This is a genomic window from Candidatus Syntrophosphaera sp., assembly GCA_019429425.1.
Classification (GTDB): Bacteria; Cloacimonadota; Cloacimonadia; order Cloacimonadales; family Cloacimonadaceae; genus Syntrophosphaera.
Genome location: JAHYIU010000015.1, coordinates 18,047 through 32,876, shown reverse-complemented (window position 1 = coordinate 32,876; position 14,830 = coordinate 18,047). Strand labels below are relative to the sequence as shown.

Below are 14,830 nucleotides of genomic sequence, written 5' to 3'. Positions count from 1 at the left end.
AGACTGTATGACTCTTTGAAACAACTTGAAAAGGCAGTCGTTGAATACTTCGACACCCTTAACTCAGAAGTGCTGATGAAATTATGCACTTGCTCTTATATATGATGTTTCATTGTGGAAGCTGTATTAGTCCGTAATGAGTCCGTATTGACACCGTAATGATAAGGGGAGCCACCCAGGGGGAAGGAATGGAGATATTGCGATAAGATGTTGTTATGGAGGCAATTACGCGCATGCTCCGTGGATTTGTGAATGAGTGTGAAGGTCTGGGGAGATAATCCAAGCTGATGTGGTGCGTTCAGCCTGTCCCGTAGGGACAAAGCGATGTAGCGCCGGGTTCAAAATCCATCGCTACCATACCATGTCCCTTCGGGACAAGCCGGGTCTGAAACATGGAGGGCGTAATTTTGACATACGACGGCTAAAGCCTCCGCCTATTGTCCTTCACCCCACCTGCGGCGGGGTTTGTCAGCAGCGACAGCGGCACCAGGACACGTTGGGCGACGCGAGACCTGTAGGCCAGATAGCCCAGCCCAATTCCGACCAGCCAGGACAGCGTTGTCCACAGCGCCGCCCACAGGAGGGTTTGCCCAAGATCGGACAGCAACTGGGCCCAATCGATCATTCGAGCCTGAGGAAGATCTCCGAGTCGTCCAGTTCCTGGTATTGATAGCCCAATTCGATGGCCATTCCGGTCATTTTCCGTTCAAAGGCCATGCCAGCCTCGCTCAGGCCGGTCATGTACACCGTATTGGAAAGCGCGTTTCGGGTCTGATCCCGGTCCAGCCCATAGAGGCGCCCGGCCAGGTCCAGCAGTTCGTTTTCCGCTCTGTTCGCGGCGTCCTGGGAGAGCTTCACGGCATCCAGCAGCTCCCGGTATTCATCCCGGCGCTGTTGCGTGAGCCCGGAAACATTGATCACAAAATCGCAGCAGGGATGGCCGGGATAATCCGCCTTGAAATAGTGCAGCACCTTGAACCGCGCGGGCAGCTTCTGGATCAGGGGTTCATAGGTCACGATGGCGTCCACGTCCCCAACCTCCAGGGCGGCGGCCATCTCATTGGGGGTGCGGAAATAGACCGGATCGTAGATGATTCCCCTTTCCCGGGCCCAATCGATGAACAGGATTTCCAGCGTCGAGGCTTTCAGCAAACCGATCCTGGCCTCGTTCAATTCAGCGAAGTTGCTCAAGCCGGAGGGAACGATGATGCCGTCTGTCTCAAGTTCGAAATGGGATACGATGCGCAGCGGATAGCCCAGGGAAGCGGCGTTCCAGGCATAGGTGAAAGGCATGATGGCCGCGTCGATCCTGCCCGCGATCAATGCTTCCTGAACCTCCCAGCCGGAGCTGAAATTGACCAGCTTGACGTGCGGGGAGAGCTGGCCGGTCTGATGCGCGTGGGTCAGAGGCAAATGGTCCACCGAGGGCTTGATGACCCCAATCCTCATCTCCTCTTTATGCGTTCTGCCGCAGCCCGCGGCCAGCAGGACCGCGATCAGCGCCAAAGCCAGCATCCAAGCCGAAAAACTCCGAGAAAGCCGTTCAAACTCGGCAGTTTTCATATGTTGCTCCAGTAAAAGCTGTTTCATGATTCACCAGTGATGCCAGTGCAGCCATTGTTTGACATATTAAAAAACTTTCACGATATAAAAAACTATTATCGCGAATGCTGGTTTTTCTGTCAACATAAATCATCTTCACGGGATAAGGCAGCCATGTTCCCGCTCCGGAGCAGCTTTTGTTGTTTCCTTAAAAGACAGGGGGGTTATCGGGACAATTTACCAACCCTCATCCAGAGGTATGTTCAGCTCCTGGGTTCCGGGCACGGCGAAGCGGCCGTCGCGGATGATGTCGATCCTCTTGCCTTCGGGCGTGATGGCGGAGATCGATTCCAGCATCTCATAGGGCAGGGTGATGTCCATGTGCTTCTGGGTGTAGGCGTTGACGGGATCTTCCTTGCGGGTGGCGGATTTTTCGTTCTCCACGGCGATCATTTCCTTGCCGTTGACGAAGCTGGGATGCGGGGCGTCCTCTTCGTGGCTGAAACAGGTGTCGCCGATGGCGAAGTGCGGCCCCATCTTTTCGATGATGAGGATGGGCAGCAGGGAGAGGATGTCGTATTTGCGGGCCATTTGGTAGGCCGTGGTGTTCGTTCCGATGGCGAATTCGCCGATGGGGAGGGTGTCGTGGGGCAAAAGCAGGTTTTGGTGGATGTATTTTTTGCCTTCGGCGGGGTCATTGAAATTGGTGCAGGAATAATCCTTCACCCAGCCGTCCTCAAAATGCATCCTGAGGTTGAAATAGCGGAGGCTGCCCAGGTAAATGTCCTCGACGTGCAGGGTGCCGGTGCTTCCTTTCAAAACGGGGGATGTGAAAACCTCGCCCACGGGGATGTTCACGTCGGCCACGCAATTCTCGAAGTTGGTCTCGTGCACGGGATCTTTGATGGTATGCATTTTGACCATGATGTCCGTGTCGTTGCCGGGTTTGCCTTTCACGTGGACGTATTCTGCGGTGTCCAGCACATTGATGATGTTTTGCTGGATCATGGCGTAGCGCTTGCTGTCCAGAAGGTTGATGCGAAGCGTGTCGGCAAAGATCTCCGGGAATTTGGCCCCGATCTCCGGAGAAGGGAAGGCGATGATGGTGAAGCTGGCTTCGTCGCGGCGGTAATATTGGAAATACATCTGGGCGTTTTTGGCCTGCAGTTCGCGCCAAAGCTGCTGCTGCTCAGGGCTGAGCTGCAGGGCCGTGGATTTGGCCTTGGGGGAGAAGGGTGTTTCGCCGAACAGCTCGACGTAAACGGGCCCGGCCTGCGCGGAGATCAGGTCTTTCAGGTCTTCCAGGATTTCCGCGGCCAGGGCGAGGCTTTGGTCCACAAATTCCCGGTCCAGGAAGAGGGCCTGGTCGAACCTGTGGTCATAAGCGTATTGCTTGTTGATGCCTTTGGAATGGGGCAGCGGGACCAGCGGCTGCATCCCGATCCTTTCCAGTTCAGCGATCAGCAGCCGGCCCAGGCGTTCCATGCCGCAGGGAATGATGACATTGGCGTAGCGCTTGAGGCGATGGTCTTTCTTGGCCCGTGTGAAGCCGTCCACCCAGCTTTGCACGATGAAGGAGGCGATCGCGGCCAGGTCCTTTTCTGGATACTTGCTCAGGAATTCCGCCAGGGCGAAATCGTGCTCGCTGAGATGGATTCCGTATCTGTAAAGGTAGCGGAGGTCGCTCAGATCGGCAGTGCGGATGATTCTGGCATGATAATCCGCGTCCGGGCTGAGGCGCTGGAGGTTCTGGAGCAGGGATTTGAGCTTCAGGTTTTCAGTCTGGAGCAGCCGGACCTCCTGGTTCCAGGCCTCATATTCCGTCTGGCCTTGGGAGGCAAGCTCGAACAGCCGGAACCAGAGCCGCAGCAGTTCGTCCAACTGGAGATAGTTTTGGCTGGTGAAATACTGGCGCATGTTCCTGAATCTGGTGTAGATGGCGGAGCAAAGCTGGCCCAGGCCCTCGCCGTAGAGTTTGACGGCGTGGTCCGGATCGGCGAGGCTGTTTTGATATCCGGTTTCCGGCTCGAGGGGGGCGAAGAATTCCTGGTTCAGGGCTGCAAGTTCTGCCAGGGAGATGCTTTTGAATTCCGGATCCTGTTCCAGCAAGCGGCCGAATTTGTCACCCTGCAGGGCGATGCTTTTGGTTTCCGCGAAGAGATCCCGCAGGGGCAGGCTTTCAGGGATGGCTTGCGCTTCCAGTTTTTTGATCTGCGCGTCATAAGAGGGTTTGTATTCAAGCAGTTGGGAGATGAGGTCGGTGTAATTGTGTAACATGGCATATCCTTTTCTTAAAAATTTCGGAGCTGTTCGGAGCTTTGACATCCGGCTCCTGTTGTTATAGGTGTCTTAATCACTTTTAATTGGCTATGAACGGACTGTCAAGTGAAAAATCCTCCTGGCCCCGGATGTTTGGCAGGCATGGATGCCCGGGAAGATTCTCAACCCCCTCAATGGGGCGTTTCCCCAGACACAAAGCGCTGCCCGGGACCCCCATCAGGGCTTGGCTGACGCGTTTTCCTCCACGGGCAGGTAATATCTGTCAAAGCGCCTGCTCAGGTAGAGCCGGATGGCGACGTAATCCGTGAGCGTGACTCCGCTGAAGATGGAGATCATGATCATCATCTGGTATTTGATCGCCACCAAGGGTGAGGCCCCACCCAGGATCTGGCCCGTCATCATGCCGGGCAGGCTCACCACCCCGATCGAAGCAATGGTGAGGAGTTGGGGCATCAGGGAAGCCTGCATCGCCTTTTTGAAAGGTGGAAGGATGGCTTCCCAGAGGCTGGCGCCGAGGCTCAGCCGGGTGTAATAGGCCCGCCAGTTTTCGCTGAGGCCGCTTTCAAAGCGTTCCAGGGCCAAAGCGCAGCTGTTCATGCTGTTGCCCAGCACCATGCCGTAGATGGGGATGGCAAACATCGGCGCGAAAAATGGTTGGGGGCGCACCACCAGGAGCAGGATCCAGGGCATGACGACCAGGCTGGTGAAAGCCAGCGCCATGGCCACGATCGGGAGCAAGATCCTTTTCTGGAATTTCAGCCTGCCGCGGAGGGTGAAGATGGCATTGGCCAGCATCACCAGCAGCCAGAGCAACGTGAGCCAGAGGTTCATTTGCCCAAATATGAACTGCAGGACCAGCCCGATCACGGCCAGTTGGACGATCATGCGGGCAAAGGAAGTGAAGAGCTGGCGGATCAGGCCCAGCTTCAGATGCAGGAAGATCAGCACTGGAATGACCAGCAGCAGGGCGGATAATCCGAGGCCAAGATAGCTGATGTCCATCATGCCTCCCTTTTCGTGGTGTCGCGCAAAATTCCCTGCTCCAGGCTCCAGGCCCTCTGCCAGCGGCTTTGCCAGAGGGGATCGTGGGAGATGGCGATCACGGTTCCGGGGTAACTGGCGAAAATGCAATCGGAAATGATCCCGGAGGTCTTTTGGTCCAGGGCGGAGCTGATCTCGTCCAAGAGCAGGATCTCAGGGCTGAACTGCAGGGCCCGGACCAGGGCCACGCGCTGTTTTTCACCGCCGGAGAGCTTTTCCGCGTCCTGGTCCAGATAGACCTGGGGCAGTTGGAAACTGTCAAAGAGGGCTTTGATCCTTTCCTCGCGGTCCGGCAGTTCCTTGTACTTGTGGGCATGGTAGAGCAAAGGCCGGTCCAGAGCTTCGCGCACGGTTCCCGGTTCCAGATAGGGTTCCTGCAGCACCATGCAGATGCGGCTGCGCAGCTCTTCCGGCTTGTATTCGCGGACATCCCTGCCGGCGAAGGCTATCTGGCCCTCATAGCCATGGTTCATCAGGTTCAAAGTGTTGAGCAGCGAGCTTTTACCCGCTCCGGTGGGACCCACGATCAGGATGCGCTCGCCCCGGTCGACGCTCACAACGATGTCCCGCAGGAGGACCTTTTCCCCGTGAAACAGGCGCTGGATCCTCAATTGCAGGAGCCTCGTGTCTTGTTCTCTTGTGCTTTGTTGGGATTCAAGATCCATGCATCATCCTCAGGCCTGTTGGTTGATCAGGCATTGGTCGCATTGGTTGATGTGTTTGGCCAGCAGTTCGTAGATCTGGTGGGGATCTTCGCTGCGCATGACCGTTTCCAGCGTTTTGGCGTCGCGTACGGTGGAAAAGAGGTTTTGCATCAGGCGCAGCTGGGTTTCCGGCTTGGCGGCCGGAGTGAGGGTCAGGAGCACAAGATGGACCTCCGCGCCGTCCGGGCTGTCCCAATCTATCCCATGCAAGGGTTTGACCACAAACAGCTTGCTGCTGGAAATCCCCTCCAGATGGGCGTGCGGGAAAGCCACACCCCTTCCGGCGGCCGTGGTGAGCTGTTCTTCGCGGGCATAGATCTCACTGTGCAGATAGCTTTCCTCCAAGCCGGTCTGCGCCGCCACGTTACTCACCAGGCTGTCCAGCAGTTCCTCGCGGGTGCGGGATTCGGGATCGATCAGCACGTTCTGGCTGGAGAAGATGAAGTCCAGCATGTCCTTGCGCAGCTTTTTCAGGGCGTGGGCCAGCCAGGGCCCGAAGATGATGGTGGAGAAGATGGAGCCCGCGACCACACTCACAAACACCCTTTCCGTGATTAGATGCGAACTGAAGGCCAGCATGGCCACCACGATGTGCATCTCGCCCCCCGCGATGTGTGAAATGGCGATGGTTTGCAGGTTCTGGCGGTCCTGTTTGGCCCATTTGGCGCCCAGAAACGCGCCCAGATAGCGGGTCGCGACGCCCAGGACCGTGATCACACTTACCAGGAGCAGGTCCAGGTTGGCCAAAATGTCCACGTGCAGGCCGATGTTGGCAAAGAAGATGGGCACAAAGATGGAATAGACCATACGGTGGATGGTCTGGCGGTCCTTTTCGCTGATGTGTTTGGCTTCGCCGAGCACGATGCCGGCCAGGAAGAAGCCGAACAGGGAATGGATCCCGATCCGCAGGGTCAGGGCGCCGAACAGCATGCCCACGATCACGATGAAGGTCGTTTTGTAGCCGGTTTCCGGGCCGATCCGGGTATGGATCAGGGTCACCGCCTTATCCACCAATCTGCGGAAAACGGTCAGCGCCAGCCCGGCAAAGAGCAGGGTCAGGACGATCAGTTTGATCAGGAATCCGGTCTCCACGCTGCCCCGCGCGAAGATTCCCAGAATGATGGTAAACAGCACCCAGCCCACCACGTCGTTCATGGTGAGGGCCGAAACGATCAGGAAGCCCACATCGGTCTTGAGGATGCCCAGGTCCTGCAGGCCGCGGATCGCCACGGGCAGAGCGCTGATGGTCATGATCGAAGCGATGAAGAGGGCAAAGATGACCCTTTGGGAGGGGTCGATCAGGTAATGCGAGGGGATGAAATAGAAGGGGATGAAGCACACCGCCAGGGGTATGATCATATCGATGAAACTTAGGCGGAAAGCGCCTTTGCGCTGTTTCCAAACCCGGGAGAAATTGATCTCCAGGCCGGTCTCCATTAGCAAAAACAGGTTGCCAAACCAGGCCACCGTGCCCAGCATTGTCCACTGGATCGCGTTGTCCGGAAAGATCTTGCCCTGCAGGCCGGGCAGATAGCGGCCAAAGATCGCCGGACCCAGGATCAGCCCCACCAGGATGTCTCCGGTGATGGTTGGTTGCTTGATCCTCTCGAGGAAATAGCCCACAAGTTTGCAGGCGCCAAGCAGCAGCGCGAACTGCAGCAGGAAGATCAGCAAATGGTGTTCTGTAATTCCGTCCATCAATCCGCCTTTATGGATCTAATTTGGTCTTAACAGCAGGTTTATCCAGCCGAAAATGCATTTATCCTCAAATCGCGCGCTGAGTCAAGCAAAAAGTGCCGGAACCCCAAATCCGGCAGCTTGGGAAACCTGGCCTAAAAACCATTCCCGCGAGTTGGACCGCTCTATTCCTCACCCAGACTGAGGTTTTTCAGCCCGGTGAGGCTGATATCCTTGTCTTCGCTGTCCAGAAAGGCGATCCGGACCCGGTCTCCGCTTCCGCTCAGGGGCAGATAGCTGCTCAGGTTGCTGGTGGCGATGAAGATCTTGTCCGGTTTTTCCGCCAGGCTGAAATAGTAGTAGGTCCGTCCGTCCTTGATATCACTGCCAAAGCGGCTGATCGTTCCTTCCAGGTTGGTCTGGACATCGGCGCCTTCAGGAATGACCCCGATCCTGCTTCCGGCCAGCGCCATCTGGTAATTGTCCCGGGCGCTGCGCACGCTTTCGCCCACCCCCACCAGCGAAAAATCGCGCACCGAAACGAAGGCGAACATCTTCACCAGGCCCGCCCCGTCCTTGAGGGTCATGAAATAGGTCGGCCGGCCGTTCATGTTCACCAGGATGGGGAAGGTGGCGTTGTACTTGAAATTCTGCACCTTACCCTCGGCGGAGCGCATGGCGGCGATCTCTGTGGCGCCGGAAAGCAGGTAGAGATGGCTGCTTTTGTTGCGCGTGTCGGTGAGCGAAAAGCCCACCGTGCCTTCATCCGCGCCCACGCTGGAAAGCCCGGTGTAGAAATAGCTGCGCTGGTCGCGGCCGTAGATGACGTTGTAGCCGCGTGTCACCTCCAGCATGTCGCGTTTGCCAAAGAGCGTGTTCCAGAACCCGTGCACGTATTTTCCCCACCAGGAAAGCTGGGGGATCACGAAATAGGAAGGGTGAACGCGGTCCACCCAGGCCGGGATGTTCGAGTCGTCATAGCCGTTTTCGCCCTTCACAAGAGGATAAAAGCTGATCTTGCCGCTCTGGGCGTGAACGGTGATCAGTCCGGTGGCCTCCGAGCCGCTCACTCCGATCTTGTGGGTGAAGGTGGTGATGGTCCAGTGCGGCTCGCCATTGTCGTCCAGTTCAAAAGTGTCTCCAGCCAGGCCTTTTCCGGCAAAGCCATGGAAATAGAGGTGGCGGTAGAGGTCCTGTCCGAAGAAGGAATTGCGCTGATAGCGGAGGTTGATCGGCTTGCCGCCCAGTTCGCGGATGAAGGTGATGTCCTGGGGATTGGTGGCGGAAACCTTGATGTAGCCAGGAGTCCCGTCCTTGCGGTTGGCCAGCCATTTGTAAAACCCGCTGTGCAGCAAGGGCACCACCCAAAACAGTTTTCCCTCCACCATCTGGATCGTCGGATTGCCCAAAACGACCCGGCTGCCCAGGGCAAAATCCTCGCCCAGCTTCTTTTCCGCGAGGCTCGCGGCGAAGGAGGAATCGATGATCGGCACCTGGTCCAGATTCACCGGCGAAACCAGCTCTGAAAACTCCGTGCTCTCCACCCTGCCGATCAGGTTGCGGTATCTGCCCGGATTGAACATTCCCGAGGAAAAGAACGGCACCAGGATCAGCCAGGCGCCCAGGAATATGATGAACAGGTTCACGAAGGGCCGGATCCGGCGCAGGGCCAAGAGCGGCACCACGCAGATCATCAGGGGAACGATCCACACGGTGAAGCGCAAAGACAGCACCGGCCTCACGAAATACAGGATAAAAGCGGCAATCAGCAGGCAGAGCAGGATCGCCACCCAGAGGCGAAGCTTCAGTTTGGGCATTTTGATCGGTTGCACGACCTGAACTTTTGGTCTCAACATCTTTCCTCCCAACAGGGCAGATTTTCGTTCAATCTGAGCGCGGGCGCACATTTGTCAAGCAAAGAAATCGACCGGGCCTGTGGACAAACCCCGCCGCAGGTGGGGTGAAGGAATATAGGCGGCGGCTTCAGCCGTCGCATGGCAAAATGATGCCATCCATGTTTCATGACCCCGCCCCCTCTCCAAACTCAGATCAAATCTGAGTTTGGAGAGGGGGCGGGGTATTTTGTAAAATACCCATGAATTCCGTGAAAATCCGGGATAAATCCCGGGCCTATTGTCCTGCACCAGTTAAAATCAGTTCTTCAACAACTTGCGCCTTTTCGGGACAGGCTATGCCAATGAAATTGACGAGGAGTTGATCCCTGAAACCTCACATATGTTTTCCAAGACGGCGTCAGAATTCATATCTATCACAATAACAATATGTTATTTAAACATATTGTCAATATTCCGTCTCTATGCCTCCCCTTATCAATACGGTGTCAATACGGACTCATTACGGACAAAGTCCGTAATGAGTCCGTATTGACACCGTATTGATAAAAGGAGTGCCGTATGGAAAACTCAGAAAATGGAAAGCCCCAGGCGCAGGAAGAGGCGAAAATCCCGGGCCTCCAACAGGGATTTGCGTCCGGAGGCGGAGAAGTGCCAGCGCTTGAATTGATGGGACGCGGAGGCAAAGAGGGCAGTGTCTTCGGAACTGCAGATGCTGTAGTACTGGGGGCTGAATTCATCCTCCACGAGGAAGCTGCGCGGGCTTTGCCAGGTCAAAACCCCGGCCTTGAGGCGCAGTTTGCCCGGCTCATAAGCCAGGGCCAGGCTGGCCCGATAGGTGTTGTTGGTATAGTCGGAACGGTCTTCCAGGCTGTAGGAAAATTCCAGTTCCTGACGGAGCCGGGGCCGGAAATGATGCCGGGCCTGAAGCAGGAGGCGATGGTTGCGGGGCGAGGCCGAAACGTAGGTGGAGTCGATGAGGGAGATGATCTCGCGGTCGAAGTTGTAATAGCTCAGCTTGACCGAGTTTCCCGCGTCTCGCCAGGCCAAAGAGGCCAGCAGGCGGGAAAGCTGTTCCCCGCTGAACCCGGAGCCACTGTTCAGGCTGTAACGCAGTTGCAGAGTTGTTTTCAGGGGCAGGGCCAGCCTGAGGTCGGAGCTGTATTCCTCCCGGCCGTACGCGCGGTTGAGCAGGGCCGGGGAAAGGGCATAGGCAAACTGCCCTGCGGGCGGATTGCGGGCATAGCTGAAGGTTTGGGTAAAGCCTTTGAGCCGGAGATTCCAGGCCACCAGGCCGAAGGGGCCGCCTTCCGCCCAGGCCAGTTCTGCGTCCAGCCGGGTGAAGTCCAGATCGAGGGCGGAATAGAGGCTGGCAGCCCAGATCTGGCCGCGCTTTTCCTCATCCGCGAAGGGCCGGTCGTAATGCTGCCAATAGAGCAGGGCGGCGCTCTGAAAGTGCCGGGAGTCCAAGCCCGCGGTCGCGCCAAAGACGCTTTCCTGGGTGGTGCTCAGAATGCCAGAGCGGCTGGAAGGCAGGCTGATAATGGCTTCCCCGGAGAGCCGGGCATCGCGTTTCTGCATGGAGCCAAAGAGGCCGGCGCGCAGGGCCTTGTGATTGAACTTGGCCGCCGCGCCCAGGGGCGTGTAGGTTTCCGGGGAAAGGGGTTCGCGCAGGCTGAACAGGCTGTCGGAAGGGCTTCTGGAGCCGTTTCCGGTCACGATCCCGCGTCCGAAGCGGAAGCGGAAGGAACCCAGGACCGCTTCCCAGCGCCCGGTTTGCAGCCCGATCCGGAAGTTCATCCGGCTTTCCCCGTCGTCCCAATCGCGCTTGTAATTCACCAGCACGGATTCGTTTTCCAGGCTGTAGATGGCGCTGTGCAATGAATAGCGGCTTGTTTGGTTCAGATAGAGCCTGCTGTCCAGCTTCAGGGGCCGGCCCAGTTCAGCGAGGGTGTTGTAAAAGTCCTGCCAGGCCGAATCCGCCAAAGCGGGGGCGTCCAGTTCGATCAGGTCGTCAAAGCCCTGGGCCCCAGCGAGACAGGCTCCCAGCAGGAAGAGCAGAGCCGCGGCGAAGCGTTTCACCAGTTGAACCCAAGATCCAGGCTGTGCGAGAGGCTCAGCTCCGCGTGGGAGCGGACGGCATACATGAGCTCTCCGGACCGGTAGGTGAACTTCAGGCCGGCGCCGAAACGGGGCGGCGTGTTTTGCCAGGAAGCCTGGAGCAGAAAGGATTCGCCGATGGCGAAGGAGGTGGCGAAGCGAAAGCTATCAGCCCCGTGGAGCGCGTAAACATAGGATGAGGCGGCCTGGACCTGATCAACGACCCGGGTGCTGGCGCTGATATGCAGTTCCGCGTCCTCCTCGCCCAGATGCAAGAGCCGGATCTCGCTGCCGTACATCTCGCCCCGGTAGCTGAGGGCCAGGTTTCCCGTCCAGGTGTGGTAGCTGTGCTGGGTGCTGAATCTTTCGTAGATGAGGTGCTCGGAATAGCCCAGGCTCAGGTCTTGGTAATGGAAAGCCAGGCCCAGATGAACATCCTGCCAGCGATAGTCCCCCTGGTCCAGAAAAGCCCCGCCGGCGCTGATCAGCAAAGGCTTCAGGCGGGTGGCCGTGTTCAGTGAATAGACCCCGCAATCCGCTTCTCTGAAAGGAATGTGGGTGGAAAAGGCGATGCCGGCTTTGTTGATGGTGGGGGAAAGGGCCAGATCGCTGACGGACTGGGAGAGCAGGGTTATTCCGGAGAGCGCGTTGGCGGAGGCGGAATCCTCCGTGATCACCGCAGCAAGGGATGCCGCGAGGAGGCCAAAACACAGGCAGAGAAAAGCTTTCATTGGCATCCTTCCTCCTCTTGGCAGGATCGGGGCTAATATTTACAGGTCAGACGAGGCGTTCCTCAGTTTCCGGATCGAAGAAATGCGCCCGCGTCATGTCCAGGCTGATCTTCAGTTCCTGCCCCATCTTGGGCAGTTCCTTGGGATCGAGGCGGGCCGTAAAGCTGTATTTCGGGGTGGTCAGGATCACGTGGTATTCGTTGCCCAGGGGCTCCACGATGTCGCAGATGGTGTTGAAGCTCTGGGGGAAATCGGCCATGGAATCGAACCTGGCGTCGTAGATGTCCTCGGGGCGGATGCCCAGGATGACTGGTTTTCCCAGGTATGGTGACAACACTTGATTGTGTTCTTTATGGACCTTGACGCTGAAATCCCCGCTGTCAAAGACAAGGTCGTTCCCGCTGCCGCTGAGTTTGCCTTCGACCATGTTGATCGCGGGGGAGCCGATGAAGCCTGCCACAAAGACGTTGGCGGGATCGTTGTAGATGTTCAGGGGAGTGTCGATCTGGTGGATGACGCCGTCTTTCATCACCACGATGCGGTCCGCCATGGTCATCGCCTCCACCTGGTCGTGGGTGACGTAGATCATCGTGTTCTCAAGCTGTTTGTGCAGTTTCACGATCTCAGCGCGCATGGCCACGCGGAGCTTGGCATCCAGGTTGGAAAGGGGTTCGTCGAAAAGGAAGACCTTGGGATTACGGACAATGGCGCGGCCGAGGGCAACGCGCTGGCGCTGGCCTCCGGAAAGCTGCCCCGGCTTGCGTTTGAGCAGGCTTTCGATACCCAGCAGCTCGGCTGATCTCTGCACCTTGGTCTTGATCTCCGGCTTGGTTTCGCCCCTCAGCTTGAGCGCGAAGGCCATGTTGTCGAAAACCGTCATGTGCGGATAGAGCGCGTAGTTCTGGAAGACCATGGCGATGTCGCGATCCTTGGGGGGCACGTTGTTCACGAGCTTGTCCCCGATCCAGATGTCGCCGCTGGAGATCTCCTCCAGTCCCGCGATCATGCGCAGGATGGTGCTTTTGCCGCAGCCCGAGGGGCCCACGAGCACCATGAATTCCTTGTCCTCGGCTTCGAAGGACACGTCCTTGACGGCGTGGACGGTGTTGTCATAATACTTGTTCAGGTTTTTCACAACGATCTTGGCCATGAATCACTCCTTTGCAGAAATACAATATTGGGGCGCGCTTTGCTGTCAAGCCGGAATTTCAGCTTTCGTGCCCCACCACCATGTTGCGGCCCGTGTTTTTGGCGATGTAGAGTGCCGCGTCGGTCTTTTCGATGCAGGCGGAAAGCTGTTTTTCCGTGAGGCAGGGCACGACTTCGCAGCTTACCCCGATGCTCACGGTGATGCGGATCGTCTTGCCCTTGAAGGTGAATTTATGGGCCTGCACGCGGTGGCGCAGTTCCTCCATCAGGTGCATGAAATGCTCGCGCCGGGTGTCAAAAAAGATGAGCAGGAATTCCTCGCCGCCATATCTGACGATCACGTCGCTCTTGCGGAACGAACCTGTGAGCAGCTGGGCCAGTTCCTTGAGCACCTTGTCTCCGGCGATGTGGCCATGTTCATCGTTGACCCGCTTGAACAGGTCGATATCCAGCATGGCAAAGCAGACTGGCACCTTGTGGCGTGAGGCGAGCTGGAACATGTGATAAAGGTTGTTAGCCAGGAAGCGCCGGTTACGCAGTCCGGTAAGGTTGTCCGTGATGGATAGCTCCTCCACCTGGTGGTAGAGTTCCCGGATCGTTTCATAGTTCGCGTGCAGGGTTTCCACATAGGCGTTGTTCTGCAAGCTCATCTGGCTGCCCAGTTCGATCACCCAGCGTTCCAGATGCGGCATGGTGGAAACGAACTGCCCCGAGCCCTGGTTTTCGCGCAAAAACTGGGAAAGCCCCTGCAGATAGGCCCAGCTTTTGTGCATGAAATAGTTGGAATGCTGGTAGTAGCGGATGGATTTCTGCATGCTGAGCTTCATCCCGGAGTAGTAGTTGCCGGCGAAGAAATGCAGCAGTTGCATCTGCTGGACGGTCAGCAGCGCTGTGGGATGGCGGAAGAGCAGGCGCGCGTACTGCATTTTCTCGTCGGGGCTGATCAGCTTGTTTTCCAAGGTAAAAAGAGCGTAGAGCAGGTTGGCGGAGAGCAGGTTGCCGCCATGCCTGGATCCGGGGCCAAACTTGAGCAGCAGGGCTTTTTTGGCCGAGCTTTCCCGGCCCCAGTGCAGGACCGTGATCCACCTCAAAACTACGTAGAGCGCGCCTTCGGGGCCGTCCAACTGATAAAGGTCGCTCACCAGGCCCAGCCACAGTGAGGTGAACCGCAGGCGTTTGCCCCGATGCTGGAGGATCCTGGCTTGCGAGACCTGATACATGACGTGAAGCTGGGGATGGGAAATGGAGACCCGCGGTTCCAGAGAGCCCGCAAGCTGCCGGGCGGCTTCGAAATCCTCCATCTTGGCCAGCAGGTACAGCAATTCCAGCTGCCGGAACAGTTCCACCTGCATTTCCGTGGGAGCGGGTTCGCTGCCGAATACGTCTTGCAACACGGATTTGAAGCGGGGCGAAGCGTCCAGGGGAAGGTGTTTTAAAGCCTCAAAAAAGTACAGGAACATCGATGGCTGGCCGTTTTTCAGGCCGCGCAGGATGAGGATCAGTTGTTCCAGGACATTGGAACTGATGGCCCGCAGAGAGCGTAAAGACGGCTCGTCACCTGATTCCGGGGCGGCTTCGGAAAGCAGCATGGAGACCAGGTAGTCGCGCTGGTTGCCATGGCTCTCCAAGATGGATACCAGCATCTCGCGCAGGCGCTTGCGCTGCCTGGCTGTCAGCGGCTTGATCGCTTCCGGTTCCGGCCTTTCCCTCATCTTCGTCCTCTTGTCTGTCAGCGCGTTAAACTAAAACTTGA

At 57.3% G+C, this 14,830-nt stretch carries 10 protein-coding genes; all 10 read right to left on the bottom strand.

The window, feature by feature from the left end; genetic code table 11:
• Window positions 1-621 precede the first annotated feature (621 nt).
• The 10 genes from K0B87_02830 to K0B87_02785 all read right to left on the bottom strand — a co-directional run bounded on the left by K0B87_02830 (window position 622) and on the right by K0B87_02785 (window position 14,789).
• Entirely contained in the window at window positions 622-1,563 is a 942-nt protein-coding gene (locus K0B87_02830) for an ABC transporter substrate-binding protein (GenBank protein ID MBW6513673.1), read from the bottom strand.
• 216 nt (window positions 1,564-1,779) lie between these two features.
• The gene (locus K0B87_02825) at window positions 1,780-3,819 is read right to left on the bottom strand and encodes an aminopeptidase (GenBank protein MBW6513672.1); all 2,040 of its coding nucleotides are present in this window, start codon (window positions 3,817-3,819) and stop codon (window positions 1,780-1,782) included.
• 219 nt (window positions 3,820-4,038) lie between these two features.
• Window positions 4,039-4,824 (bottom strand): ABC transporter permease, encoded by a 786-nt coding sequence (locus K0B87_02820; protein ID MBW6513671.1) that lies wholly within the window; start codon window positions 4,822-4,824, stop codon window positions 4,039-4,041.
• The gene (locus K0B87_02815) at window positions 4,824-5,528 is read right to left on the bottom strand and encodes an ATP-binding cassette domain-containing protein (GenBank protein ID MBW6513670.1); all 705 of its coding nucleotides are present in this window, start codon (window positions 5,526-5,528) and stop codon (window positions 4,824-4,826) included. Before K0B87_02815 ends, K0B87_02820 begins: the two co-directional genes overlap by 1 nt.
• Before the next feature lie 9 nt (window positions 5,529-5,537).
• Entirely contained in the window at window positions 5,538-7,265 is a 1,728-nt protein-coding gene (locus K0B87_02810; GenBank protein ID MBW6513669.1) for a cation:proton antiporter, read from the bottom strand.
• A gap of 164 nt (window positions 7,266-7,429) precedes the next feature.
• A complete protein-coding gene (locus K0B87_02805; GenBank protein ID MBW6513668.1) occupies window positions 7,430-9,100 on the bottom strand; it encodes a hypothetical protein in 1,671 nt (556 codons plus the stop codon).
• 567 nt (window positions 9,101-9,667) lie between these two features.
• Window positions 9,668-11,179, bottom strand: coding sequence for a hypothetical protein (locus K0B87_02800; GenBank protein ID MBW6513667.1), 1,512 nt, complete (start codon window positions 11,177-11,179; stop codon window positions 9,668-9,670).
• Window positions 11,176-11,928: a hypothetical protein gene (locus K0B87_02795; protein ID MBW6513666.1), complete on the bottom strand. Its 753-nt coding sequence runs from the start codon at window positions 11,926-11,928 to the stop codon at window positions 11,176-11,178. The genes K0B87_02800 and K0B87_02795 overlap by 4 nt, the downstream gene beginning before the upstream one ends.
• Window positions 11,929-11,974: 46 nt before the next feature.
• Complete coding sequence (gene ugpC, locus K0B87_02790) at window positions 11,975-13,078, bottom strand: sn-glycerol-3-phosphate ABC transporter ATP-binding protein UgpC (protein MBW6513665.1); 1,104 nt, start codon at window positions 13,076-13,078, stop codon at window positions 11,975-11,977.
• A 58-nt stretch (window positions 13,079-13,136) separates the two neighbouring features.
• The gene (locus tag K0B87_02785; protein ID MBW6513664.1) at window positions 13,137-14,789 is read right to left on the bottom strand and encodes a GGDEF domain-containing protein; all 1,653 of its coding nucleotides are present in this window, start codon (window positions 14,787-14,789) and stop codon (window positions 13,137-13,139) included.
• Window positions 14,790-14,830: the final 41 nt, after the last annotated feature.